Origin of the sequence: Roseovarius sp. PS-C2, assembly GCF_018862045.1 — a bacterium.
GTDB lineage: Bacteria > Pseudomonadota > Alphaproteobacteria > Rhodobacterales > Rhodobacteraceae > Roseovarius.
Genome location: NZ_JAHKSQ010000003.1, coordinates 134030 through 158982, shown reverse-complemented (window position 1 = coordinate 158982; position 24953 = coordinate 134030). Strand labels below are relative to the sequence as shown.

The window sequence follows — 24953 nt, the reverse complement described above, 5'->3', positions numbered from 1 at the left end:
AGCCCGATACCCGGCCCCGGCGCAAGGTGCAACCGCGCCCTGCCTCAGCCGCCCAGCACACCCACGCTCATGTTCTGGAGCATGCCCCACATGGCCGTGATAAAGATCGAAACCATGCCGATGATCTGCGTGACGATCCGCTGGCGGTTCATCTGCCTGTAAAGCGATGCGCCTTCCAGCGCCTGCACCCGGATCTTGCGGGCGCTCAGGAACGAGGCCAGCCCCACCAGGCTCATCGGGAATCCCATCAGGAACAACGCCTGAGAGATTTCCTTGCCATAGACGAACCCGGTCAGGGCCAGTACTGTCAGGGCGAAACAAACGAAACCGGCAATCAGTAGCCCGGATTCATGAACGATATAAAGAATCCTGTTGGTGTTGATCCGCACCATGTCGTGCAGGTCGATCACGCTCTGATCGAGCGCGTCTTTCTTGCGCGCGCGCAGCACCATGTCCCAGGGCACGCCCAGCACCCAATGACTGGTCGAAGACCACAACACCGCAAGCGCGATCCAGAACCAGAGGTTGCTGAAACTGCGCATGTCGATAAGCTCGAAAACCGTTTCGTACCAATCCACTGCAAAGGGCCCTGATTTGCTTTTCGCCTCTCATAGCGCCGTGGCGCGTCAATTCCTACCCTTGAGATGTGCGAATTTCCATGCCACTGACATGGCGGAACGATTTTGAAGGCCCGCCATGAAAACCACCCAAGCCGCCTTTCCCGCCACCCGCCTGCGCCGCCCGCGCCGCACCCCCGCCATACGCGCCCTCGTGGCCGAGAATGCGCTGACCCCGGCCGATCTGATCTGGCCGGTCTTCGTGCGCGACGGCGAAGGCATAGAAGAACCCGTCCCCTCGATGTCCGGCGTCGTCCGGCGCAGCGTCGACAAGGTGGTGGAGGCCGCAAAAGAGGCACAGGCGCTCGGCATTCCGGCCATCTGCCTGTTTCCCTATACCGGCAGCGCCAACCGCACGTCGGACTGCGCCGAGGCGTGGAACCCCGACAACCTGTCCAACCGCGCCACGCGCGCCATCAAGGCCGCCGCGCCAGGCCTTGCGGTGATGACGGACGTGGCACTCGATCCGTATTCGGATACCGGGCATGACGGCTTTGTCGTGGACGATGAGATCATCAACGACGAAACGGTCGAGGCACTGGTCAAACAGGCCCTCAGCCAGGCCGAGGCGGGCGTGGACATCATCGGGCCGTCGGACATGATGGACGGGCGCATCGGCGCGATCCGCACGGCCTTGGAAACCGCGGGCCACCGCAACGTGATGCTGCTCAGCTATGCGGCGAAATACGCCAGCGCCTTTTACGGCCCCTTCCGCGATGCCGTGGGCGCATCGGGCGCGCTCAAGGGCGACAAGGCGACCTACCAGATGAACCCGGCCAACAGCGACGAGGCGATGCGCTGCGTGGCGCGCGACCTGTCGGAAGGTGCCGACATGGTGATGGTCAAGCCCGGCATGCCCTATCTGGATATCTGCCGCCGGGTCAAAGACGAATTCGCCGTGCCGACCTTTGCCTACCAGGTCTCGGGCGAATACGCGATGATCCAGGCCGCCGCGCAAAATGGCTGGATCGACGGCGACCGCGCCATGATGGAAAGCCTGATGGGCTTCAAGCGCGCCGGCTGCGACGGGGTGCTGACCTATTTCGCTCCGCTGGCGGCCCGTGTGCTGAACGGCTGAAGGTTTCCACGTTGGCAAGCCCTTGCGCACCCGCGCAAAGACGGGTGACACGGCGGAAATCCGCCCGTATACTGATGCGCGACCGGCATGATAAAAGGCCGGCCCCAATGTCAGGAAATGAACAGGCAATATCATGAGCAATATTTCGCGACGCGGATTCACGCTTGGTGTGCTGGCGGGCACCCCTCTTCTGGCCGCCTGCGGCAACGGCGTGGGCACCAACAACGCACAGAAAATCGACGCGCGCGTCGATACCACATTGAATTATCTCTACTCGACCTACCCCAATACCCGCGATCTGGCCGCGAAATCCACCGGTATGCTGGTCATGCCGCTGGTGACCGAGGCCGGGTTCATGTTCGGCGGGGGCTATGGCCGCGGGGCCTTGCAGATCAATAACAGCACGGTCGATTATTATTCCGCCACCAAGGGCAGTGTCGGGCTCCAGATCGGCGCACAGCAATTCGCGCATGTCCTGTTTTTCATGACCCAGGACGCGCTCAGCCGCTTCCGCCGGTCCTCGGGCTGGGTTGCGGGCGCGGATATCGAATACGTGTTCAACGACAAGGGTGAAAACCTGCGCGCCGACACCACGACCAGCACCGCACCGGTCGTCGCCGTGATCTTCGGACAGGCCGGCGCCATGGCGGGCGTGTCGCTGGAAGGCATGAAATACAACCGGATCATTCCCTGATCCTTGGCTTGAGGGGGCCTTGCCCCCTCGCCGCTTCTGCGCTGCCCGTCAATGCAGCGTGAACTCTCCGACCACATTGCGCCACTCTCCGGGGGCGATCAGTTTGCGGTGATTGAACCGCACCGAATGAAGCGGACCGTCGATTTCCTCCTGCCAGAACTCCACGAACTCGAACAGCCGGGGATGATCCGGCGCGATGTCGTAATCCTGCCAGATGAACGTGTTCAGCACATGCGCGTAATCGGGCATGTGATAGAAAAATTCCGCCGTGGTCAGCCCATAGCCTTTCAGCAGCATTTCGGTTTCGGACATCTCCATTGTTTGCGCTCCTGTTGCCTGCTTTTTCTCGTTGTTCTCAAATCATGCCACAAGGAAATTACTTTTCAATAAAAACAGTGTGTTAGCAGGCAGCGCAGAAGGCTGCCAAATGGCGGGGATGACAGCCATTGCACCCAATATCCGCCCTCTGATATAGTCTCCACAACAATATATAGACCCCCAGACACAGGACGGGCACCAACGTGAACGACACGCCGCAACCCCCTGAAAACGAAGACGAAACGCCGCCAGAGCGCCCTCAGTACGACGGACCGACGATCTCGATCTCGGACGAGATGAAAACGTCCTATCTGGATTACGCCATGTCGGTGATCGTCAGCCGGGCGATCCCGGATCTGCGCGACGGGCTGAAACCGGTGCATCGGCGCATCCTCTATGCGATGCACGAAACCGGCAACACGCATGACAAGCCCTATCGCAAATCCGCGCGTCCCGTCGGGGATGTCATGGGTAAATATCACCCCCACGGCGACAGCGCGATTTACGATGCCCTCGTGCGGATGGCGCAGGATTTCTCGATGTCCCTGCCCTTGCTCGACGGTCAGGGCAACTTCGGCTCGATGGACGGCGATAACCCCGCCGCCATGCGCTATACCGAGGTGCGCATGGACAAACCGGCACAGGCGCTGCTGGCCGATATCGAAAAAGACACCGTCAATTTTCAGGACAATTACGACGGCAAGGATCTCGAACCCACGGTCCTGCCCGCGCGTTTTCCCAACATGCTGGTCAACGGGGCCGGCGGTATCGCCGTGGGCATGGCCACCAACATCCCGCCGCACAATCTGGGCGAGGTCTGCGATGCCACGCTGGCCCTGATCGACAACCCCGATCTCAGCTCCGAAGAGCTGATCGACTACGTGCCCGGCCCCGATTTTCCCACCGGCGGCATCATGCTGGGCCGCTCCGGCGCGCGCAAAGCCTATCTCGAAGGGCGCGGCAGCGTGGTGATCCGTGCGAAAACCCGTGTCGAGGAAATCCGCAAGGATCGCTACGCCATCGTCATCGACGAAATCCCCTATCAGGTGAACAAGGCCGCGATGATCGAGAAGATCGCGGAAACCGTGCGCGAGAAACGCGTTGACGGGATCAGCCACGTTCAGGACGAATCCGACCGCCACGGCGTGCGCGTGGTTGTCGAACTCAAGCGCGACGCCACCGCCGAGGTGGTGCTGAACCAGCTTTTCCGCTTCACCCCGATGCAAACGCATTTCGGCTGCAACATGCTGGCCCTGAACGGCGGCCGCCCCGAGCAACTGACTCTGCGCAAGTTCCTGACTTCCTTCATCACCTTCCGAGAAGAGGTTGTCGCCCGGCGCACCGCGTTCGAGTTGCGCAAGGCGCGCGACCGCAGCCATATCCTGTGCGGTCTGGCCGTGGCCGTCAGCAATGTCGATGAAGTCGTCGCCACCATCCGCGCCTCGGCCGATGCCGCCGAAGCGCGCGAAAAGCTGATGACGCGCCGCTGGCCTGCGGGCGATATCCTCGAATATATCGCGCTGATCGACGATCCCACGCACAAGGCCAATGACGACGGCACCTACAACCTGTCCGAAACGCAGGCCCGTGCCATCCTTGAGTTGCGCCTCCAACGCCTGACCCAGTTGGGCGTCAAGGAAGTCACCGACGAGTTGCAGGAACTGGCGGCCAAGATCAAGGAATACCTTGCCATTCTCGCCAGCCGCGAACGCATCATGGGCATCATCGCCGATGAGTTGCGCGAGGTGAAAGACCAGTTCGCCGTGCCTCGCCGCACCGAGATCGTCGACTGGTCGGGCGACATGGACGACGAAGACCTGATCGAACGCGAAGACATGGTCGTGACGGTCACCCAGGGCGGTTATATCAAGCGCACCGCGCTGGCCGATTTCCGCGCGCAGAAACGCGGCGGCAAGGGGCTGTCGGGCATGGCCACCAAAGAAGAGGATGTTGTCACCACCCTCTTCGTGGCCAACACGCATACGCAGCTTCTGTTCTTCACCACCGACGGGATGGTCTACAAGCTCAAGACATGGCGCCTGCCGCTTGGCGGGCGCACTTCCAAGGGCAAGGCCATCGTCAACATCCTGCCCATCCCGCAGGGCGTGTCGATCGCCGCGATCATGCCGGTGGACCGCCCCGAAAAGGAATGGGACGACCTGCAGATCGTCTTTGCCACCACGGCGGGCGATGTGCGCCGCAACGCGCTGTCGGATTTCACCAACGTGAAACGCAACGGCAAGATCGCGATGGACCTGCCCGAAGGGGTCGAGATGGTCAATGCGCGCATCTGCACCGAGGATGACGACGTGATGCTGGTCACCGACTCGGGCCGCGCGATCCGTTTCCCCACGACCGAGGTGCGCGTATTCAAGGGCCGCAAATCCACCGGCGTGCGCGGCATCCGCCTGCAAGGCGACGACCGGGTCGTGTCGATGTCGGTCATTGGCCATTTCGAAGCCACGGCAGACGAACGCGCCGCCTATCTGAAAATGCGCCGCGCCCTGGCCGGTGCCCCCGATGACGGGGAAGACGCGGATGCGCCCGCAGGCGATTTGCCCGCCGAACGGTTCGAGGAGATGCAGGCGGCTGAAAACCTGATCCTGACCATCACCGCCAATGGCTCCGGCAAGCTCAGCTCCAGCCACGATTATCCCGTGCGCGGACGTGGCGGCATGGGCGTGCAGGCCATGGACAAGGCGATGCGTGGCGGGACGCTGGTGGCCTCTTTCCCGGTTTCTCTGGAAGATCAGATCATGCTGGCCACATCGCGCGGACAGTCGATCCGCGTGCCGATCGACGGCATTTCCTTCCGCTCCCGCAGCGCGGGCGGGGTCAAGGTGTTCGACACCCGCAAGGGCGAAGAGGTCGTCAGCGTCGCATGGATCGCCGATCAGGGCGAGGACGACGAAACCGATCTGGAGCCGATCGAAACCGGCGACACGACCGAAGGCTGACGCCCACCCATAGTCCACACCGGAATATCGGCACAAAAACGCCCCGCAGGTTTTTCCGCGGGGCGTTTTACTGTCCGGCCTGAGTCCTGTGTCAGATGTTGCTGACCGTATTGCCGAACCCGACCACATTGCCCAACAATCCGAGAATCGTCCGCACGGCGTTGACCGGCGATTCCGTCGCCAGGATCGTATCGCCCGGATGGATATCGAACTGACGCGCCGCGAACAAACCGTCGGCACTGGTCAGATCGAGGGTGAAAACAACTTGCTGCATGTCGGGTCCGTCCATGCCCGGGGTCAGATCCCCGGCCTTGTAATCCCGCAGGATCAGCACGCCCTCGGGATTGGCGCGATTGGCCTCCAATCCCCCCATGGCCGACAAGGCCTCCATCACGCTCATGGTTTCCTTTTCGAAGTAAAGCAATTGCTGGCGTCCGGCCGCGCCCAGCACGTTGAAACTGCGTTCGTCCTCGACGATGGTGATCTGATCACCGCCACGCACCCTGACATTGCTGTCCGCATCGGCCAGCAAATCGCGCGCAAGAATGTCATAGGTCTTGCCGCCGCGTTGCAGGCGTACCAAGGGGTTGCGCAATTCGTCCTTGATGCCGCCGCTTTGCGCGATCACGCTCAAAATACCCGTATTCCGCGATTCAAGGCCGACACGTCCGGGGGCCCCTACGCCGCCGACCACATCGACCGAGTTGTTGCGCCCCTCGACAACCGCAAGCTGCACCTGTGCCGACGATGCGATCGCTTCCAACCGTTCCTGCAAACGGTCACGCGCCGCATCCTGCGTCAGTCCGCGAACCGAAACATCGCCGACATAGGGCATGAAAATCTTGCCCGAGGACGATACCGTCATCGGCGGCATTTCGGTCAGTTTGGTGCCGTCGCCCGCCAGAAGAGAGTTTTCCTGATTGTCCCAGACAACGATCTGCAACGTGTCGCCGGTCTGAATCACGGACGAATCGGGCCCCCGGCGATCGCTGAACCAGTGATAATGCCCGGTCCAGCCGGTCACCGGCCATCGGGACAACACCGGTACGTCATTGCGGGTCACCTTGACCACCTGAAAACTGGGCTCTTTCACCCTGCTTTCACTCACGACTTCCGATTGAATGGCTGCCCCGCGCGGCAAACTGCATCCCGCCACGCTCAACGCGACAGTAACACTCAAAACGGCTCGACCGAATAATTGCACATTAACCCCCGGGTTGAATTGCAGCATGTTCACTAAACCGATTACAGGATATTAGACAAACGGAATTTTATCTCGTTCAGGTTGAGTGAGTCGCCATGTGCAAATCGAAACGGCCACATTGTCCGCTTCTGTTGACCGGCGCCTCGGGCCGCCTGGGCGTTCTGTTGCGACAGGTCTGGCAGAACCATCCCGGCCTGCCGCGCGCGCATTTCGTGTCGCGCAACGCCGGCGCCGATTCCCGATGGTCTCCGGGGCACGTGACCCGAACGCTACCCCGATGCGACACTCTGATCGCCCTTTGGGGTGTCACCGCTGGTGCGTCCGAAGCGCTCGCTCTCAATTCCGCACTCGCCGTCGCGGCACATGATCTGGCAAAAGACCTTGGCGCAATGCGTGTGCTGCACCTGTCCTCGGCGGGCGTGTACGGCCCCGGCACCGGCCTGACCGAAGCGAGTACGCCCAATCCAGTCACGGAGTACGGACATGCGAAACTCAGGATGGAAGAGCGCATCGCCGCCTTGCCTGCGATTGACGGGATCACGCATTGCTGCCTGCGTCTGGCCAATGTCGTCGGCGCGGACAGCCTCGCGCCCGGATTGAACGGGACGAAGCCGATAGAACTGGACAAGTTCCCTGACGGTCATAGTCCACGGCGCAGCTATATCGCCCCCGGTATGCTGGCGCAGGTCCTGACCGGACTGGCCGCCCTGCCCCTGCACACGTTGCCGTATGTCCTGAACGTCGCGGCCCGCAGTCCGGTGAATATGGCAGACCTGGTGCGTTCCGCGGGACGCAGGATCGCATGGAGCCCGGCGCCGGACCATGCGGTGCAGAATGTTACCATCGACACCTCGCAACTGGCCGCTTTGCTGCCCCGTGTCCCTATTGATGCCGATGCGGACAGGATGATCGCCGACTGGAAAACGCCGGAAGGGGCGACACCATGACAGCCGGTAAACGCGCGACGGATATCGTTCTGGCCCTGTTGCTCGGGGTGATCCTGCTGCCGGTGATCTTGGCCATCGCGCTCGTCATTCTGGTTCGCGACGGCAGGCCGGTCCTTTACCTGTCCGAAAGAATGAAAACCCCCTCAGAGCCTTTCACCCTGCTGAAGTTCCGCACGATGACGACAACACGGAACGACAGGGGTGTCTCTGGCGGAGACAAAACCACACGCATCACGCCAACCGGCCATATCCTGCGCCGCACCCGCCTAGACGAGCTGCCGCAACTCCTCAACATCCTGCGCGGCGATCTCAGCTTTGTCGGCCCCCGTCCCCCGTTGTGCGCGTATGTCGAAAAGCACCCCGATATTTATGTCCGGGTTCTGCGCAGCCGTCCCGGTGTAACGGGGCTGGCCACCTTGCGCTATCACCGCACCGAAGAACGTCTGCTATCCGCTTGCCGTACTACCGCGGAAACCGATGCGATGTACTCCCGGCGGTGCGTTCCCGCCAAGGCTCGCCTCGACATGATATGGGCCGCGAATCGAACCCTTTGCTTTGACGCCGCACTGATGATCGAAACCGCCGCCAGGGTCTTTCAAAGTGTTGGCAAACACTCTGATTCCGATTAGGCACAGCGCCACGCGCTTAGAATCCCGCTGCGACCCGGATAGCCGGAATTTCTGGCTATTTTTCGCCACCGAATACCACCTTGGGTTGCACTCCATAACCGTAAAAATCTATAAGTAAATCACCGTTCACGTTTTCTAAACGTTTCAATGTTGATCCTTTTACGAGTTGGGCCGCGTTGTCTTTTCCCCACGGAAAAGTTCCGAGCCTCGGGAGAATGAAGAGTGCTATACCAGCTTCTCACGCGCCTTGATCGCCCCCGAAAGAACGCCTTGCTGCTGGGGCTGGACATCTGCCTTATCGGCGTGGCCTTCCTTCTTGCGATCCTCGTCCTGTTCGGCCCCGACGCCCCGGCGCAGATCGCCGATCCGCTCGTCCTGGCCGAAGCCGGCTTTCTCATGGCTGGCGGCGGCGTCGCGATTCTGGCCCTTGGCCTGCACCGGATCAAGTTGAACGCTTATGAGATTCAGGGGTTTCACGATACCGCACTGGTGGCCGCGCTGGTGGGCGCGTTCGGTATCGTCGCTTCGCTCGTCTTGCAAAACGACCTGCCGCCCCATGTCTTTGCCGTGGCAGGAATGCTGTTCCTCATTCTCAGTGTCGCCAGCCGCCTTCTGTTGCGGCAACTGGTTCTCAAGCTCTATCGCGACAATACGCAGCGGCGGCGCATTCTGATCTACGGTGCCGGCCAGACCGGGCAGCAACTGGCCTCCGCGCTCAGTACCGATGACGCCTTGCAGGCTGTCGCCTTTGTCGATGACGACCGACGCCTGCAAGGGCTCGCCATCGCGGGGCTGCGGGTCTATCCGGCCAATGACGTTCCGGCCCTGGTCGCTCAGCACCGCATCGACAGAATCGTGCTCGCCATGCCGAGCGCCAGCGAAACGGTTCAGGTCGATATCCGCCGGCGTCTGGCGGATACCGGATGCGAGGTGCATATCCTGCCCTCCTTTTGCGATCTGGTGGACAAAACGGCACGGCGTCCGCTCGACACCCGCCCGCTGGACCTCGATAACATTCTCGGCCGGAATCGCCTGGAACAGGAACTGCCCGGTGTCAGCCTCAGTTATCGCGGCGCAAGCATCCTGGTGACGGGTGCAGGTGGCTCCATCGGGTCCGAACTGAGCCGGCAGTTGATTTCCTGCACACCTCGTAGGTTGATTCTGCTCGATCACAACGAATTGGCGCTCTTCGAGATCGACCGCCAGTTGCGCGCCTTCAATTCCGATGTCGAAATCGTGACGATCCTCGGCTCTGTCTGTGATGCGGCCCTGATGAAAGAGGTCATGGACAACCATGACATCAACATCGTTCTGCACGCCGCAGCTTACAAACATCTCCCGATGGTCGAGGAAAACGCACTTGCGGGGATGCGCAACAACGTCCTTGGCACCAAGACCGTGGCCGATGCCGCACGCGAAGCAAACGTCGATCGGTTCATTCTGGTCTCCACCGACAAGGCGGTGCGTCCCAAGTCCATGATGGGCGCGTCCAAGAGATTCGCAGAGCTTCTGGTGCAGGATCTGGCCACGCGCTCCACGACGACGCGGTTTTCGATGGTGCGATTCGGTAATGTTCTGGGGTCTTCCGGCTCGGTCCTGCCGCTGTTCCGGGAACAGATCGCCAATGGCGGCCCGGTCACCCTGACCCATACCGACGTGACGCGCTATTTCATGACCATCCCCGAAGCCGTGCGGCTGGTCCTGCTGGCGGGCTCGTTCACCTATGGCGGCGATGTGTTCGTGCTCGATATGGGCAAACCCGTTCTCGTGCGCGACATCGCCCACCGCATGATCGAGCAGGCCGGGCTGACCGTGCGCACTGCCCAAAACCCCGGTGGCGACATTGAAATCAAGGTCACTGGGTTGCGCCCCGGCGAGAAACTGCACGAAGAATTGTTGATCGGCTCGGACATGCTGACCACCCCGCACCCCAAGATTCTGCGCGCGCAGGAAAGCCACCTGTCGGAACTCGAAATGGCCAAGGCCCTGTCCGACCTGCGCAAGGCGATCGAGACCCGCAATCTGGCCCTGCTGAACGATACGCTGACACAGTGGATCGAAACCGCCCCGCAGAAGCCCGCCATTCAGATGGTGGTGGCCGAGTAGATCGCCCCGGCGCTCCTCAGCCGGGATAAAGCGCGCCGAACTTGTCTTCCAGATATGCCATCAACGGCTCTGCGCCCGGCATTTCTCCGCCACAGGCCCGCGCGATCAGATCTTGCGGCGGATAGAGCCCGCCATGCCTCTGCACAGCCTGGTGCAACCACTCAATCGCCGGGGTCGGGTCGCCATTGGCCAGATGCGTCTCCAGGTCGGGCACCTCCCGGCGCAAAGCGGCGTACAGACAGCCCGCATAGACATTGCCAAGCGCATAGGTTGGAAAATACCCGAACAGCCCGACCGACCAGTGCACATCCTGCAACACCCCGTTGGCCGCACCCGTCACCGGATAGCCGAAATCGGCCTCGAACCGGTCATTCCAGGCCGCCTCCAGATCGGGCACCGCCAGATCGCCCGCGATCAGCGCACGCTCCAGATCGAAACGCAGCATGACATGCAGGTTATACTGCACCTCGTCCGCCTCGGTGCGGATATAACCGCGATGCAGCCGGTTGACCGCCCTATAGAACGCCTCGGGCCCATCCACACCGATTTCACCGAAGGTATCGCGCATCCGGCCATAGAGGAATTCGCAAAAGGCGCGGCTGCGGCCCAACTGGTTTTCATAGATGCGGCTCTGGCTTTCGTGCACGCCCATCGACACGCCTTGCCCCACCGGGGTCAGGTGATAGGCGCGGTCGATCCCCTGCTCGTAACAGGCATGCCCGACCTCATGGATCGTCGAATAGAGGCAATTGAACGGGTCGTCCGGCACGGTCCGGGTGGTGATACGCACATCCTCGCCCGAGCCGGAACTGAACGGATGCACCGCCTTGTCGATCCGCCCGCGCGTCAGGTCGTAGCCGAACCGTTCAGCCAACTCGCGCGACAGCGCCATTTGCGCAGCCTCATCGAACGTACCACTTACCTCTGGCGTATCGGCCCCGTTCAACGCCTGCGCCCGCAGCGCCACCAGGCGGGGACGCATCTCGTCGAACATGGCCTGCAACTGCGCCGCGCTCGCGCCCGGCTCGTAATCGTCCAGCAACGCATCATAAAGGCTTGTGTCGCTGCCCCCGGCCAGCGCGGCGGCCTCTTCGCGTTTCAGCGCCACGATTTCGGCCAGCACCGGCGCAAACCCCGCCATGTCGCCCGCCGCCCGCGCTTCGGCCCACACGCCCTGCGCCCGGCTGGTCATCCGCGCCAGCGCAGCGGCCAGATCGCCGGGCACCTTGACCGCGCGCTCATACTGGCGCCGGATCAGGCGAAGCTGCGCCTTGCCCGCCGCATCCGGCGCTTCCGCCGCATTCAGCCAATCCCCAACACGCGGATCGGTCCGGCGCGCATGCAACACGGCCTCCATCGCACCCATTTCCTCGGCCCGCTGCGCCGCCGCGCCGCGCGGCATCACCGTTTCCTGATCCCAGCCAAGACGGCCCGCCACCTGCGCCAGCGCCTGCGTTTCGCGGGCCCAGCCCATCAACTCCTCATAGGCGCTCATGTCTCCTATCCCCGCACCGATTGTGCCACCGGGTACAGGCTCAGGAACCGCGCCCGAAGGATCAGCACCCACAGGATGACGGCCAGAACCTGATGCACGATCGCCACCTGCCAGGCGGCCACATAGAGAACCGTCGCCACCCCAAGCGCCACCTGCGCACACAGCGCGATGAACGCAGCCGTGAACGCCGCACGCGTCGCCACATGGGCGCTGCGCCGCCCCTTCAGCCACGCCATGATCCCGAAGGCCAGCAGCGCATAACCCACCATGCGGTGCATGAACTGCACCAGACCGGGGTTTTCAAAGAAATTCCGCCAGCCCAGATCGGACATCCAGAAATCCGGCGGCAAAAAGCCCCCGGCCATCCACGGCCAGTCGGTATAGCTGCGCCCGGCGTCGATCCCGGCGACAAGCGCCCCGATCAGGATTTGCAGGAACGCGAAATGCAGCCAGCCGGTCGACAGGCCGAACAGCCGCGCCTCCTTGCTGCGCCGGGCCTGCATCAATTCGCGCTCTTCACGGCGCAGCATCATCACATACCACGCGATGAATCCCAGGATGACAAAGGCCAGCCCCAGATGCACCGCCAGCCGGTAACTGGCCACGTCCAGCATCTCGCCATCCAGCCCCGAACTGACCATCCACCAGCCAATCGCGCCCTGCGCCCCGCCAAGCACGCCCAGCAATATCAGACGCCCGGTCCAGCCAACGGGAACCCGGCGCGCGGCCAGAAACCCGAAAAAGCCAAAGGCCCAGACAAGGCCGATCACCCGGCCCAACTGCCGGTGGCCCCATTCCCACCAATAGATCGCCTTGAACTCGGACAGGCTCATGCCCTTGTTCTGCAACTGGTATTCGGGAATCTGGCGATACTTGTCGAATTCAGATTGCCAGTCGGCGGCGTTCATCGGCGGCAAGGCACCGCTCAGCGGCTTCCATTCGGTGATCGACAGGCCGCTGTCGGTCAAACGGGTCAACCCGCCCACGGCGATCATCACCACCACCAGCGCGAACATCACCATCAGCCAGATGCGTATCGCACCGCGCGCACCGCGCCGGCCCGCGTCGATCATCCCGCCCTTTGGGACCTCGCGCCGGGGTTCGCCCTCGGAGACATCCTCGAAAATGCTGCGCTTGCTCGTCATTCCGTTTCCCTCGCCTGATCGCCCGCAGAGTAGTGCGCGCCCCGCCCCCCTTCAAGCGCGCTCAGTCGCCGCGCTCTTTCCAGCGGACCATCTGCCGCAGCACACCATGCAGCATCTGCACATCGGCCCGCGTCAGGGCCATGCGGCTCCACATGTTGCGCAGGTTGGTGCGCATCCCTTCCGCCTTGTGGTCGGGAAAAAAGAACCCCGCCTGCGTCAGCCGCTCGTCATAATGATCGGCCAGTTTCTCGATCTCGATCTGCTCGGCCCAGTCGGCACGGGCCATGTCCACGCGCTCGTCCACGATATTGCTCTGCGCACGCCGCCACTCATAGGCGGTCAGCAACACGCATTGCGCAAGGTTCAGGCTGGCGAATTCGGGATTGACCGGCACGTTGATGATGGCATTGGCGCGCGCCACGTCGTCGTTTTCAAGCCCGGCGCGTTCAGGCCCGAACAGCACGGCAACCTTCTGGCCCTGCGCGATCCGCTCGGCGGCGATCTGCATCGCGCGCTCGGGGCTGAGCACCGGCTTGGTCAAGCCCCGCGCGCGCGCGGTGGTGGCCATGACAAAATGACAATCGGCCACCGCATCGGGCAGCGTTTCGACCATCTGCGCCTCGTCCAGCAAACGCCCCGCCCCGCTGGCCATAGCGACGGCTTTGGGGTTGGGCCAGCCATCGCGCGGGGCCACCAGCCGCATCCGGTCCAGCCCGAAATTCCACATCGCACGCGCGGCGGCGCCGATGTTTTCGCCCATCTGCGGGCGAACCAGAACGAAAGCGGGCTGCGGGGTCTCGGTGGGCATGGGCATCCTCGAAGATGAAGCTGCCCGCCTCTTAGGCCAGCCATGCGGTGCTGAAAACCCCCGGTCGCGGTTTTACTCGGCAGCCGGGCGCGCGGCCTCTTCCGCCTCGATCTCGGCGGCCCGCCGTTCCACCTGTTCGACGATGTGTTCGATCATCTCGTCATTCGTCATCTTGTGGCTGGCCTTGCCCGCCAGATAGACCATGCCGCTGCCCGCTCCGCCGCCAGTAAAGCCGACATCGGTCATCAACGCCTCGCCGGGGCCGTTCACCACGCAGCCGATGATGCTCAGGCTCATCGGTGTCTTGATATGCTCCAGCCGCTGCTCCAGCGTTTCGACCGTCCTGATCACGTCGAATCCCTGCCGCGCGCAGGACGGGCAGGAAATGATGTTCACCCCCCGGTGCCGCAGCCCAAGGGATTTGAGGATTTCATACCCCACCTTGACCTCTTCCACCGGATCGGCGCTCAGGCTGACGCGGATCGTATCGCCGATCCCCATCCACAGCAGGTTGCCCAGACCGATGGCCGACTTGATCGTGCCGCTGGTCAGCCCGCCCGCCTCGGTGATCCCCAGATGAATGGGCGCATCGGTCTGCTCGGCCAGCATCTGATAGGCGGCGGTCGCCATGAACACGTCCGACGCCTTGCAACTGATCTTGAACTCGTGAAAATCATTGTCCTGCAGGACCTTGATATGATCCAGCCCGCTTTCCACCATGGCATCCGGGGTCGGCTCGCCATATTTATCCAGCAGGTGCTTTTCCAGACTGCCCGCATTCACGCCGATCCGCATCGAACAGCCATGATCGCGCGCCGCCGAGATCACCTCGCGCACGCGTTCCTGGCTGCCGATATTGCCCGGATTGATCCGCAGGCAGGCGGCCCCGGCCTCGGCGGCCTCGATGCCGCGGCGGTAATGGAAATGGATATCGGCCACGATGGGCACCGGACTTTCGCGCACGATCTCTTTCAACGCCCGCGCCGAATCTTCGTCCGGAACCGACACGCGCACGATATCCGCCCCCGCTTCGGCAGCGGCCTGCACCTGTGCGATGGTGCCCGGTATATCCGTTGTCACGGTGTTGGTCATGGTCTGCACGGTGATCGGGGCATCGCCCCCCACCGGCACGTCGCCAACCATGATCTGGCGGCTTTGGCGGCGCTCGATGTTGCGCCACGGGCGAATAGGATTCAGCGACATCGCTTACCCCCAGGGGAAAAAAAGGATTGGGTCTCGTCTGGCCGAAAGATAGGGCGCTTCGCGCCGGGCCGCAATCGTTGCGCGCCGGTTAGTCCTGCGGCGCGCTGTCGGTATTGGTCTGCAATTCGGCCACATAGCGCGACAGGTCCTGATCCTGGCTGATATCGGCCACCTCATAGGCCGCGCTCAGAACTGCGGCATCCAGCGCCAGATCGGACGTGACCGAACCGCGCGCCCCGGCCGGGCCATAATGCTCGCCATTCACCGCAAAATAAATCGCCCCCGATTCGCCCACGCGCAATGTAGGGGCCTCTTCGGTGGAGGGGACATCATAGGTATCGCCGGCATTCATGATGCCCTCGAAAATCACGCTGCCATCGGCGGCGCGCACCCGCACCCATGCCGGACGCACGGCCACGACGCGCAGCCCCGGCATCGGGGCCTCGACCACCTGCGGGCTGGGAAGGCTCTCGGCCTTGCGGGCCACTTCGAACGTGCTCGAACGGTCGGTGCGCGGCAGGTCGGGGCGAATGGTGCCCACCTGTGCGGGGTCCAGCGTGGAAATCGGCGCATCGCGCGCCACCATCACGGGCACGTCCAGAGCCTCGGGACGATACAGCCGGTCCAGCCGGTCGTCCGCCGGGGCCGTGAAAGTCCCGGCCAGATCGCGGTTTTGCCCGTCTTCTGCGTTCGGCACCGCGCTCTCCAGCGGGTCCAGATCGGCCAGGACATCGGGCGTATTCTCGACCGGGGCGAACTGGACGCGCTGCACCTCGTTCAGCACGCTCCACCCGCCATATCCGATGGCACCGATCAAAGCGACCAGCACCATAACAGACCCGATCGCGCCCGGTTCGATACGTGACAGAAACCCCTCGCTCGCCGGAGCGAAGGGCGTGTTCGGTGCGATGATGGGATCGGATTTGCGGGCGGTCGTGCGGCACTGCCCCGAAGATTGTGGCTTGCGGATCGAGGACGCCTCGGCCGACATGCCATGCGCAATCGAGAATCCGCTTTCCATGCAAAACGCCTCGAACGCCTTGTCCGGGTCCATGCCAAGATAGCGCGCATAGGAGCGCACGTAACCGGGGATGAAACCGGGCGTGTCGAAAGCACCGGGATCGGCATTCTCGATGGCGGCCACGTAAGAGGCCTTGATTCGCAATTCGCGTTCTACATCCAGAAGGGATTTGCCAAGGGTCGCGCGTTCGCCGCGCATAACATCGCCAAGGCGCAAATCGAAATCGTCAAAGCCCCGCGGCTCTGCTTCGTATTCTTCTGCCTTGCGCGAAAACCTGCGCCCGATCATGCGGCCTGCCCCTCAAACCTGTTCACCGCTTCCGATTGTCCCGATTCGAAAGCTTGCCTCTTGTTTGCGCTACAATAGCACATGGCAAGGCATTTTACACCTTTTCGGGGTGTCAGGCCGTCAAATCGGCACGATTCAGCGCGCAATGACTCCAAAGTTCATCCATTGCATGCACCAACGCGTCCATCTCCTTGGGTCCATGCACCGGCGACGGGGTAAAGCGCAGGCGCTCGGTGCCGCGTGGCACGGTCGGATAGTTGATCGGTTGCACATAAATGCCGTGGGCATCCAGCAACATGTCGCTCAACTTCTTGGTGTGAACCGGATTGCCGACGATGACCGGCACGATATGGCTGCCGTGGTCGATCAGCGGCAGGCCCAGACCTTTCAGGCGGGTCTTGAGGATCTTCGCCTGGGTCTGGTGCTTTTCGCGCAGTTTTTGCCCTTCGGACGTCTTGAGAAAGGCAACCGATGCCGTAGCCCCTGCCGCCAACGTCGGCGCCAGCGAGGTCGAAAAGATGAAGCCCGGCGCGTAACTCCTTACGGCGTCGCACATTTTTTCCGATGCCGCGATATAGCCGCCCATCACGCCATAGGCCTTGGCCAATGTGCCGTTGATGATGTCCAGACGGTGCATCAGACGGTCGCGTTCGCAAATCCCTGCCCCGCGCGCGCCATACATGCCGACTGCATGAACCTCGTCGATATAGGTCAGCGCGCCGAATTCGTCCGCCAAATCGCAGATCGCCTCGATCGGCCCGAAATCGCCATCCATCGAATAAACCGATTCGAACGCGATCAACTTGGGCGCGTCCGGATCGTCGGCGGCCAGCAATTCGCGCAGATGCTCGACATCGTTGTGACGGAAAATGCGCTTGGCCCCGCCATTGCGGCGCACACCCTCGATCATCGAGGCGTGGTTCAACTCGTCGGAATAGATGATCAGCCCCGGAAACAGCTTGGGCAATGTGCTCAGCGTGGCATCGTTGGCGATATAGGCGCTGGTGAACAGCAGCGCGGCCTCTTTGCCATGCAGATCGGCCAGTTCGGCCTCCAGCCGCTTGTGATACACGGTCGTGCCGGAAATGTTGCGCGTGCCGCCCGATCCTGCGCCCGTGGCATCCAGCGCCTCGTGCATCGCTTGCAGCACCACGGGGTGCTGGCCCATGCCAAGGTAATCGTTGCCGCACCACACGGTGATCGGCTGCTCGCTGCCATCGTCCTTGCGCCATGTGGCGTGGGGAAACTGCCCGTTGCGGCGCTCGATATCGATGAAGGTGCGATAACGGCCCTCCTCGTGCAGACGGTTGATCGCGTCATCCAGCTTCGCAGAGTAATCCACTGGCGTTTCCTCCTTGGTCCGTTCCATCCCCGCTACGGGTGGATGCCGTTTCGCGCACGACATATTCATTAAGTCAGATGCATATAGATCACACACCTGTCACGCAACAGGTTACAAATTGACGCCCCCCGTTTCCTTGACTTCGATCAAGCTTGCTGGACAGCCGCGCGTCACCTGTTACCTTCCCGCCGAACATCGCGCAACTCCGAGGAAAGCCCATGTCACTGGACGCCGTTCTGGCCCGTATAGACGACCAACTGCCCGCCGCCACCGACCGCCTGCTGGAATTGCTGCGCATTCCGTCGATCTCGACCGATCCGGCCTATGCCGATCAGTGCTCGGACGCCGCCGATTGGCTGGTGGCCGATCTCAACAGCCTCGGGGTCAAGGCCGAAAAGCGGGAAACGCCGGGTCATCCGATGGTTGTGGGCCATGTCGACGGCGACGGCCCGCACCTGCTGTTTTACGGCCATTACGACGTGCAACCGGTCGATCCTCTGGAATTGTGGGAGAACGATCCGTTCGATCCCAGGGTCGAAGACACGCCCAACGGCCCGGTGATCCGTGGCCGGGGCAGTTCCGACGACAAGGGCCAGCTCATGACCTTCGTCGAGGCCTGCCGCGCATGGCGCGAAATCCACGGCACCCTGCCCTGCAAGATCACCTTCTTCTTCGAAGGCGAGGAAGAATCGGGGTCGCCCTCTCTGGTCCCGTTCATGCAGCAGAACGCCGACGAGCTGCGCGCCGATATCGCGCTGATCTGCGACACCGGCCTGTTCCAGTCGAAAACCCCCGCCATCGTCACCATGCTGCGCGGTATGGTGACCGAGGAACTCACCATCACCGGCCCCCGCGTCGATCTGCATTCGGGCTTTTTCGGCGGGCTGGCGATGAACCCCATTCGCGCGCTCGCGGGCATTCTGGCCGATCTGCACGACGACACCGGCAAGGTCACGATTCCCGGCTTTTACGACAACATCCCCGACCTGACAGATCAGGTCCGCGACCAATGGGAAGGGCTGGATTTCGACTGGCAGGGTTTCCTTGGCTCGGTCGGGCTCAGCGAACCGGCGGGCGAAAAGGGGCGCATGCCGCTGGAAATGATCTGGTCACGCCCCACCGCCGAGGTGAACGGCATCTGGGGCGGCTATACCGGCGACGGCTTCAAGACCGTCCTGCCCGCACAGGCCCACGCCAAGATCAGCTTCCGCCTCGTTCAGGGCCAGGACCCGCTGGCCATCCGCAAGGCCTTCCAGACCTTCGTGCGCACTCGCCTGCCTGCCGATTGCACGGTGGAATTCAAGGAATACGGCGCCTCCGCCGCCTCGGTCATGGAAACCGCCGATCCCGCCTTCGAAGCCGCCCGTCAGGCGCTCTCCGACGAATGGCCCGACGAGGCCGCCTATGTGGGCTGCGGCGGCTCGATCCCGATTGCCGGGCATTTCCAGTCGATCCTCGGCATGAACGCCATGCTGATCGGCTTCGGCAAGGACGACGACGCGATCCATTCGCCGAATGAAAAATACGATATGGAAAGCTTCCACAAGGGCACCCGAAGCTGGGCGCGTATCCTCGATGCGCTGTGCAAGGGCTGAGGGATCGCCCATGACCATCCCCGGCTTCACCGACCAGATCGCCACGCCCAATGGCGTCGAAATCGCCTACAGCACGGGCGGCGACGGACCGCCGCTGGTCCTGCTGCACGGGTTTCCCCAAACCCGCGCCATGTGGGCGCAGATCGCCCCCGGACTCGCGGAAACCCATACCGTGATCTGCCCCGATCTGCGCGGCTATGGCGACAGCGGCAAACCGCGCGACGTGGCCGCCTGCAGCTTTCGCCACATGGCGCAGGACGTTCTGGCGTTGATGCAGCAGCTCGGGCATGACCGCTTTGCCGTGGCCGGGCACGATCGTGGCGGGCGCGTCACACATCGCCTTGCGCTGGATGCCCCGCAGGCCGTCACACGGCTTGCGGTGATGGACATCGTGCCCACCCATACCCTTCTGGCGCAACTCAAAACCGATGTCGCCCGCGCCTATTACCACTGGTTCTTTCTCGCTCAGCCCGAGCCCTTTCCCGAAACCCTGATCGGCCATGACCCGGACGGCTATTTCGAAAGCTGCCTCCTAGGCTGGGGCAAATCGGACCTGACGCAGTTCGGCCCCGATCAACTGGCCGCCTATCGCCGCGCGTGGCGCGATCCCGACACCATCCGCGGCATGTGCAACGATTACCGCGCCGCACTGGATCACGATTTCAAGGACGATGCCGCCGACCTGACACAGCGCATCGCCTGCCCGGCCCTCGTGCTCTACGGGGCCGACGGGGCCATGGCGGCCCAATACGATGTCGCCGATACCTGGGCCCCCAAATGCCTCGATATGCAGGCCCTCGCGATACCCGGCGGGCATTTCTTTCCCGATACCGCCCCGCAGGACACCCTGACGGCGCTCAGGGCGTTCTTCGCCTGACCTGGCGGGCGTGCGACGCTCCCCCCGCCACGGCGCGCCTTACCGCCTGACTGGCGGCCTCGTGGCGCTCGCCGTCATCCTGTCCGCCCCGGCCACCGCCGATGACACCACGCCCGTCTCATGGACCGACCGCAAATGCGCCCTCTACCGCCACGCGGTCGAGGATGCGCTCGCCCTGCTCGGGCGCGACGGCATCACCGATGCGTTCCTGGACGAAAACGACGCCTTCATCGCCAATGGATGCGTGGCCAGGGGCGGGGTCTGCCCCCGCAGCGAACAGGACATCGCGATGGCGGACCTTCTGACCACCATGACCATGAACGAAGGCATGGCCAGCACCTTCGTGCCCTTCGACTGCCCCGATTAGATAACGCTCAGCCTCGCGCCCGGCCGATCCCACGCCCCAGCTTGGCCAGCGCCAACAGCCACGGGCTGCCATGCAGCACCAGATCGAACCAGTCGACCGCACGCACCAGATCGCCCGCCGCCAGCATCCTGATCTTTTCCCAGACATGCGGCTCGGGCGTGAACGGCGCCAGCCCCAGCGTGACGCACATCACCAGCACGATCGTCCACGGTAATTTGTCCAGCAAACGGGCCAAAATCTTTGTCCATGACAGGGAAAGGAAAGTGGCGCGGTTGACGGGGCTCGAACCCGCGACCTCCGGCGTGACAGGCCGGCACTCTAACCAACTGAGCTACAACCGCGCTGACGCGACAAGCGATCTTCGGGGCAGCGGTGGCGCGGTTGACGGGGCTCGAACCCGCGACCTCCGGCGTGACAGGCCGGCACTCTAACCAACTGAGCTACAACCGCTCACTGCCCGCCCGATCGCTCGGGCGTGATGCGCTTATTAGGCGCAGCGCGCGGTGCCGTCAAGCGCCCGTTTCGGGAAATTTCACCCCCCGTCCGCCATGTCCGCACGACACCCCGCCACAGCCCGCGAGCCCCCGCGCGCCGCATGAGCCACGCACAGCGAAAACAGCTTCGCGATCATCCCGGACATGAAGGAAATGGTGGGTCGTGAGAGGCTCGAACTCCCGACATCTTCGGTGTAAACGAAGCGCTCTACCAACTGAGCTAACGACCCGATGCGCGCCATTTACCCAAGCCGTGCGCCGTGTGCAAGAGGCTCTGCAACAACTATTTCACAAACCACGCCGTCCGAACCGCCAAAACGAAAAGCGGCGCGCCCGCTGTTCGGGCACGCCGCCTGGAATTCATGGTGGGTGATAAGAGATTCGAACTCCTGACATCTTCGATGTGAACGAAGCGCTCTACCACTGAGCTAATCACCCGTTGGCGCGCTATGTAGCGTCACTCGGCGGCGTCTGCAACACTCTCTTTCGCATTATCCGCGCTATGCTCCAGCGCCGGGGAGGCCGATTTGCTCTGACGGATTTTCGCCACGGTGATCCGGGCGTTCGGCGTCTCCTTGGTGCGCTGGTGCTTGAGCTTGCCGAGTGGCTGCAGGTTCAGCTCACGCCCCTCGGCGATGGCCTCGCCCAGAATGTCTATCATCGCCTCGACCACGGGCTTGGCGAATTTCTTTTTCACGCCCGCGCGGTCGGTCACCATGTCGATCAGTTCCTTCTTCTTCAGCTCGGGCGCCACCGACGTGACGGTGGTTTCGCTGACCACCCCCGGTTCGGGCGCGGTTTTCGCGGCCGGTTTCGCCGGGGCTTTCGTGGCGGTCTTTCCGCTTGTCGCGGATTTCGCTGCCGTGGAGGCCTTGGAACTGGTTTTCGCCTTGCTCGAGGCGCTGCGACGTGTCGTCATGGGACCCTCTCGATCGTGACTGCTCTGGCGCTCAGCGTAACTCCAACCGCGCGCCATGACCAGCGTCAGTTGACCTGGCCTGGAAACCCTTCTTAAAATCGGACCCATTGATACCTGGGGAAAAAATCATGACAAAACCTATTGTGACTCTGATTGCACTTGCCGCCATGACAGGCGCGGCCACGGCCGGCGGGCTGTCCGATCCTGTCGTCGCGCCCGAGATCGTTGCCGAGGCCGCCGTCGACAGTTCGGAAAAGGCCGGCGGGCTGATCGCCGCGATTGCGCTCCTGCTGATCATCATCGGCATGGGCAGCGGCGGCTGACCCCTTCCCTCGCTGAAAACGAAAAAAGGCCCCACCGGTAATCCCCGGCAGGGCCTTCAACTCAAGTCCGAGTCGCGGCGTCAGTGCGCCGTGGCCCCCTTGACGCTGTCATCGCCTTTCAGCGCGGCTTCGGCGGCGGCGGCCTCTTCGGCCTCCTCGTCCCACTCCACCGGCTCGGGCGTGCGCACCAGCGCCAGTTTCAGAACGTCGCGGACGTGATCGACGGGGATGATATCCAGCCCCTCCTTCACATTGTCCGGGATCTCGACCAGATCCTTTTCGTTCTCACGCGGGATCAGCACCGTCTTGATGCCGCCCCGCAGCGCCGCCAGAAGTTTCTCCTTCAGGCCCCCGATGGCCAGCGCATTGCCGCGCAGCGTGACCTCGCCGGTCATGGCGATATCCTTGCGCACCGGAATGCCCGTCAGCACCGACACGATGGAGGTCACCATCGCAAGGCCCGCGCTCGGCCCGTCCTTAGGCGTGGCGCCCTCGGGGACGTGCACGTGGATGTCCCACTTCTCGAACCGCGGCGGCTTGACGCCGATCTCGGGCGCGATCGAGCGCACATAGGAACTGGCCGCGTCGATCGATTCCTTCATCACGTCGCCCAGCTTGCCGGTGGTTTTCATCCGGCCCTTGCCCGGCAGGCGCAGCGCCTCGATGTTCAGCAACTCGCCCCCGACCGAGGTATAAGCCAGCCCCGTGACCACACCGACCTGGTCCTTTTCCTCGGCCAGCCCATAGCGGAACTTCTTGACCCCAAGGTAATCGCCCAGGTTTTCGGACGTGACCTTGATGGCCTTGTCCTCGCCCTTGATGATCCGCGTCACCGCCTTGCGCGCGACCTTGGCGATCTCGCGTTCGAGGTTCCGCACACCGGCTTCGCGGGTGTAATGGCGCACGATATCGGTCAGCGCGTCGTCGGTCAGTTCGAACTCACCCTTGCGCAGACCGTGGTTCTTGATCTGCTTGGGGATCAGGTGCTGCTTGGCGATCTCGCGCTTTTCGTCCTCGGTATAGCCCGCCAGCGGAATGATCTCCATCCGGTCCAGAAGCGGCCCCGGCATGTTGTAGGAGTTCGCCGTGGTCAGGAACATCACGTTCGACAGGTCGTATTCCACCTCGAGGTAATGGTCCACGAAGGTGGCGTTCTGTTCGGGGTCCAGCACCTCCAGCATGGCCGACGCCGGGTCACCCCGGAAATCCTGCCCCATCTTGTCGATCTCATCGAGCAGGATCAGCGGGTTGGTCGTCTTGGCCTTTTTCAGCGCCTGGATGATCTTGCCGGGCATCGAGCCGATATAGGTCCGGCGGTGGCCGCGAATCTCGGATTCGTCACGCACCCCACCCAGCGAAATGCGGATGAACTCGCGCCCCGTGGCCTTGGCCACGGATTCCCCAAGGCTGGTCTTGCCCACGCCCGGAGGGCCGACAAGGCACATGATCGGCCCCTTCAGCTTTTTCGAGCGCTGCTGCACCGCCAGATATTCCACGATCCGTTCCTTGACCTTTTCGAGGCCATAGTGATCGGTATCCAGAATTTTCTCGGCCCGGCCCAGATCCTTCTTCACGCGGGATTTCACGCCCCACGGGATCGACAGCATCCAGTCCAGATAGTTGCGCACCACCGTGGCCTCGGCGCTCATCGGGCTCATGTTCTTGAGCTTCTTGAGTTCGGCTTCGGCCTTTTCGCGGGCTTCCTTGGACAGCTTGGTATTGCCGATTTTTTCCTCGAGCTCGGCCAGTTCGCCCTCGCCCTCTTCGCCGTCGCCAAGCTCCTTCTGAATGGCCTTCATCTGCTCATTCAGGTAATACTCCCGCTGCGTCTTTTCCATCTGCGACTTGACGCGCGTCTTGATCTTCTTCTCGACCTGCAACACGCTCATCTCGCCCTGCATCAGGCCATAGACCTTTTCCAGCCGCTCGCTGACCGAAAGCGTCTCCAGAAGCTCCTGCTTCTGCTCCACCTCGATGCCCAGATGCCCGGCGACCAGATCGGCCAGCTTGGCCGGCTCCTCGGTTTCGCTCACGGCGGCCAGGGCTTCTTCGGGGATGTTCTTCTTGACCTTGGCGTAACGCTCGAACTCGTCGCTGACCGTGCGCAGCAGCGCCTCGATCGTGGCCTGATCGCCCGGCATCTCGCTCAGGTATTCGGCGCGCGCCTCGAAGAAATTGTCGTTGTCCAGATAATCGGTGATCCGCACCCGCGCGACACCCTCGACCAGCACCTTGACGGTGCCATCGGGAAGTTTCAGCAATTGCAGCACATTGGCAAGAACGCCGGTGCCGTAAATGCCGTCGGCGGTCGGGTCGTCGATGCTGGCGTCGATCTGGCTGGACAGCAGAATCTGCTTGTCGTCCTGCATCACCTCTTCCAGCGCGCGAACGGATTTCTCGCGTCCGACGAACAGCGGCACGATCATGTGGGGGAAAACCACGATATCGCGCAGCGGCAGCACCGGATAGGAGGCGTTGAGAGGCTCTTGCATGCTCGTTTCCTTGTTCTGGGCAGATGGTCCGGGC

22 protein-coding genes and 4 tRNA genes are annotated in these 24953 nt (G+C 62.7%); 10 read left to right on the top strand and 16 right to left on the bottom strand.

The window, feature by feature from the left end; all coding sequences use genetic code 11:
* Positions 1–44 precede the first annotated feature (44 nt).
* A complete protein-coding gene (locus KPG71_RS06770) occupies positions 45–578 on the bottom strand; it encodes a component of SufBCD complex (RefSeq protein WP_216337354.1) in 534 nt (177 codons plus the stop codon).
* A gap of 118 nt (positions 579–696) precedes the next feature.
* On the opposite strand from KPG71_RS06770, the gene hemB reads away from it, so the two are divergent.
* Complete coding sequence (hemB, locus tag KPG71_RS06765) at positions 697–1695, top strand: porphobilinogen synthase (RefSeq protein ID WP_216337353.1); 999 nt, start codon at positions 697–699, stop codon at positions 1693–1695.
* Between the two features lie 133 nt (positions 1696–1828).
* Positions 1829–2389 carry a YSC84-related protein gene (locus KPG71_RS06760; RefSeq protein WP_216337352.1) on the top strand — a complete coding sequence of 187 codons (561 nt, stop codon included), beginning with the start codon at positions 1829–1831 and terminating at the stop codon, positions 2387–2389.
* 48 nt (positions 2390–2437) lie between these two features.
* Here the strand turns inward: KPG71_RS06760 and KPG71_RS06755 are convergent, their stop codons facing one another.
* Positions 2438–2707: an usg protein gene (locus KPG71_RS06755; RefSeq protein WP_216337351.1), complete on the bottom strand. Its 270-nt coding sequence runs from the start codon at positions 2705–2707 to the stop codon at positions 2438–2440.
* A gap of 203 nt (positions 2708–2910) precedes the next feature.
* Here KPG71_RS06755 and gyrA point away from each other — a divergent pair, with 203 nt between their 5' ends.
* On the top strand, positions 2911–5664 hold the full coding sequence (gene gyrA / locus KPG71_RS06750) for a DNA gyrase subunit A (protein ID WP_216337350.1): 2754 nt from the start codon (positions 2911–2913) through the stop codon (positions 5662–5664).
* Between the two features lie 91 nt (positions 5665–5755).
* On the opposite strand, the gene KPG71_RS06745 is transcribed toward gyrA, so the two are convergent.
* The gene (locus KPG71_RS06745; RefSeq protein WP_367397315.1) at positions 5756–6772 is read right to left on the bottom strand and encodes a polysaccharide biosynthesis/export family protein; all 1017 of its coding nucleotides are present in this window, start codon (positions 6770–6772) and stop codon (positions 5756–5758) included.
* Positions 6773–6963: 191 nt separating this feature from the next.
* Here KPG71_RS06745 and KPG71_RS06740 point away from each other — a divergent pair, with 191 nt between their 5' ends.
* The 3 genes from KPG71_RS06740 (at position 6964) to KPG71_RS06730 (ending at position 10550) form a co-directional block, all read left to right on the top strand.
* Positions 6964–7815, top strand: a complete 852-nt coding sequence (locus KPG71_RS06740; RefSeq protein ID WP_216337348.1) for an NAD(P)-dependent oxidoreductase — start codon at positions 6964–6966, stop codon at positions 7813–7815.
* Positions 7812–8444, top strand: coding sequence for a sugar transferase (locus tag KPG71_RS06735; RefSeq protein ID WP_216337347.1), 633 nt, complete (start codon positions 7812–7814; stop codon positions 8442–8444). The genes KPG71_RS06740 and KPG71_RS06735 overlap by 4 nt, the downstream gene beginning before the upstream one ends.
* A 222-nt stretch (positions 8445–8666) precedes the next feature.
* On the top strand, positions 8667–10550 hold the full coding sequence (locus tag KPG71_RS06730; protein ID WP_216337346.1) for a nucleoside-diphosphate sugar epimerase/dehydratase: 1884 nt from the start codon (positions 8667–8669) through the stop codon (positions 10548–10550).
* Positions 10551–10566: 16 nt separating this feature from the next.
* On the opposite strand, the gene KPG71_RS06725 is transcribed toward KPG71_RS06730, so the two are convergent.
* The 6 genes from KPG71_RS06725 to hemA all read right to left on the bottom strand — a co-directional run bounded on the left by KPG71_RS06725 (position 10567) and on the right by hemA (position 17852).
* On the bottom strand, positions 10567–12045 hold the full coding sequence (locus KPG71_RS06725; RefSeq protein WP_216337345.1) for a carboxypeptidase M32: 1479 nt from the start codon (positions 12043–12045) through the stop codon (positions 10567–10569).
* 5 nt (positions 12046–12050) lie between these two features.
* Positions 12051–13190, bottom strand: coding sequence for a heme A synthase (gene ctaA / locus KPG71_RS06720; protein ID WP_216337344.1), 1140 nt, complete (start codon positions 13188–13190; stop codon positions 12051–12053).
* Between the two features lie 61 nt (positions 13191–13251).
* Positions 13252–13998 (bottom strand): RNA methyltransferase, encoded by a 747-nt coding sequence (locus KPG71_RS06715; RefSeq protein ID WP_216337343.1) that lies wholly within the window; start codon positions 13996–13998, stop codon positions 13252–13254.
* Between the two features lie 72 nt (positions 13999–14070).
* Positions 14071–15201, bottom strand: a complete 1131-nt coding sequence (gene ispG, locus KPG71_RS06710) for a flavodoxin-dependent (E)-4-hydroxy-3-methylbut-2-enyl-diphosphate synthase (protein ID WP_216337342.1) — start codon at positions 15199–15201, stop codon at positions 14071–14073.
* Positions 15202–15289: 88 nt separating this feature from the next.
* Positions 15290–16510, bottom strand: a complete 1221-nt coding sequence (locus KPG71_RS06705) for a RodZ domain-containing protein (RefSeq protein ID WP_216337341.1) — start codon at positions 16508–16510, stop codon at positions 15290–15292.
* Positions 16511–16622: 112 nt separating this feature from the next.
* Positions 16623–17852: a 5-aminolevulinate synthase gene (gene hemA / locus KPG71_RS06700; RefSeq protein WP_216337602.1), complete on the bottom strand. Its 1230-nt coding sequence runs from the start codon at positions 17850–17852 to the stop codon at positions 16623–16625.
* Between the two features lie 218 nt (positions 17853–18070).
* On the opposite strand from hemA, the gene KPG71_RS06695 reads away from it, so the two are divergent.
* Genes KPG71_RS06695 through KPG71_RS06685 form a run of 3 tightly spaced genes read left to right on the top strand, consistent with a single transcriptional unit; the run spans position 18071 to position 20691 of the window.
* A complete protein-coding gene (locus tag KPG71_RS06695; protein WP_216337340.1) occupies positions 18071–19447 on the top strand; it encodes a M20/M25/M40 family metallo-hydrolase in 1377 nt (458 codons plus the stop codon).
* Between the two features lie 10 nt (positions 19448–19457).
* Positions 19458–20324: an alpha/beta fold hydrolase gene (locus KPG71_RS06690; protein ID WP_216337339.1), complete on the top strand. Its 867-nt coding sequence runs from the start codon at positions 19458–19460 to the stop codon at positions 20322–20324.
* A 10-nt stretch (positions 20325–20334) separates the two neighbouring features.
* Positions 20335–20691, top strand: a complete 357-nt coding sequence (locus KPG71_RS06685) for a hypothetical protein (RefSeq protein WP_216337338.1) — start codon at positions 20335–20337, stop codon at positions 20689–20691.
* 7 nt (positions 20692–20698) lie between these two features.
* Here the strand turns inward: KPG71_RS06685 and KPG71_RS06680 are convergent, their stop codons facing one another.
* The 6 genes from KPG71_RS06680 to KPG71_RS06655 all read right to left on the bottom strand — a co-directional run bounded on the left by KPG71_RS06680 (position 20699) and on the right by KPG71_RS06655 (position 22104).
* Entirely contained in the window at positions 20699–20917 is a 219-nt protein-coding gene (locus KPG71_RS06680; RefSeq protein WP_216337337.1) for an RND transporter, read from the bottom strand.
* A 38-nt stretch (positions 20918–20955) separates the two neighbouring features.
* Positions 20956–21032: transfer RNA gene (locus KPG71_RS06675), tRNA-Asp, on the bottom strand.
* Positions 21033–21064: 32 nt separating this feature from the next.
* Positions 21065–21141 (bottom strand) — tRNA-Asp (locus tag KPG71_RS06670).
* A 198-nt stretch (positions 21142–21339) separates the two neighbouring features.
* A tRNA-Val gene (locus tag KPG71_RS06665) sits at positions 21340–21415 on the bottom strand.
* Between the two features lie 133 nt (positions 21416–21548).
* Positions 21549–21623 (bottom strand) — tRNA-Val (locus KPG71_RS06660).
* A gap of 19 nt (positions 21624–21642) precedes the next feature.
* Positions 21643–22104, bottom strand: coding sequence for an HU family DNA-binding protein (locus KPG71_RS06655; RefSeq protein WP_216337336.1), 462 nt, complete (start codon positions 22102–22104; stop codon positions 21643–21645).
* Positions 22105–22232: 128 nt separating this feature from the next.
* Between KPG71_RS06655 and KPG71_RS06650 the strand changes: the two genes are divergently transcribed.
* Positions 22233–22427, top strand: coding sequence for a hypothetical protein (locus KPG71_RS06650; protein ID WP_216337625.1), 195 nt, complete (start codon positions 22233–22235; stop codon positions 22425–22427).
* Between the two features lie 80 nt (positions 22428–22507).
* On the opposite strand, the gene lon is transcribed toward KPG71_RS06650, so the two are convergent.
* Positions 22508–24919 carry an endopeptidase La gene (lon, locus tag KPG71_RS06645; protein WP_216337335.1) on the bottom strand — a complete coding sequence of 804 codons (2412 nt, stop codon included), beginning with the start codon at positions 24917–24919 and terminating at the stop codon, positions 22508–22510.
* Positions 24920–24953 lie beyond the last annotated feature (34 nt).

Bases quoted from the DNA above. Each gene is read 5' to 3' on its own strand.
- hemB (WP_216337353.1), top strand. From the start codon at position 697: ATGAAAACCACCCAAGCCGCCTTTCCCGCCACCCGCCTGCGCCGCCCG.
- KPG71_RS06760 (WP_216337352.1), top strand. From the start codon at position 1,829: ATGAGCAATATTTCGCGACGCGGATTCACGCTTGGTGTGCTGGCGGGC.
- KPG71_RS06755 (WP_216337351.1), bottom strand. From the start codon at position 2,707: ATGGAGATGTCCGAAACCGAAATGCTGCTGAAAGGCTATGGGCTGACC.
- KPG71_RS06740 (WP_216337348.1), top strand. From the start codon at position 6,964: ATGTGCAAATCGAAACGGCCACATTGTCCGCTTCTGTTGACCGGCGCC.
- KPG71_RS06735 (WP_216337347.1), top strand. From the start codon at position 7,812: ATGACAGCCGGTAAACGCGCGACGGATATCGTTCTGGCCCTGTTGCTC.
- KPG71_RS06725 (WP_216337345.1), bottom strand. From the start codon at position 12,045: ATGAGCGCCTATGAGGAGTTGATGGGCTGGGCCCGCGAAACGCAGGCG.
- ctaA (WP_216337344.1), bottom strand. From the start codon at position 13,190: ATGACGAGCAAGCGCAGCATTTTCGAGGATGTCTCCGAGGGCGAACCC.
- KPG71_RS06715 (WP_216337343.1), bottom strand. From the start codon at position 13,998: ATGCCCACCGAGACCCCGCAGCCCGCTTTCGTTCTGGTTCGCCCGCAG.
- ispG (WP_216337342.1), bottom strand. From the start codon at position 15,201: ATGTCGCTGAATCCTATTCGCCCGTGGCGCAACATCGAGCGCCGCCAA.
- KPG71_RS06705 (WP_216337341.1), bottom strand. From the start codon at position 16,510: ATGATCGGGCGCAGGTTTTCGCGCAAGGCAGAAGAATACGAAGCAGAG.
- KPG71_RS06695 (WP_216337340.1), top strand. From the start codon at position 18,071: ATGTCACTGGACGCCGTTCTGGCCCGTATAGACGACCAACTGCCCGCC.
- KPG71_RS06690 (WP_216337339.1), top strand. From the start codon at position 19,458: ATGACCATCCCCGGCTTCACCGACCAGATCGCCACGCCCAATGGCGTC.
- KPG71_RS06655 (WP_216337336.1), bottom strand. From the start codon at position 22,104: ATGACGACACGTCGCAGCGCCTCGAGCAAGGCGAAAACCAGTTCCAAG.
- KPG71_RS06650 (WP_216337625.1), top strand. From the start codon at position 22,233: ATGACAAAACCTATTGTGACTCTGATTGCACTTGCCGCCATGACAGGC.
- lon (WP_216337335.1), bottom strand. From the start codon at position 24,919: ATGCAAGAGCCTCTCAACGCCTCCTATCCGGTGCTGCCGCTGCGCGAT.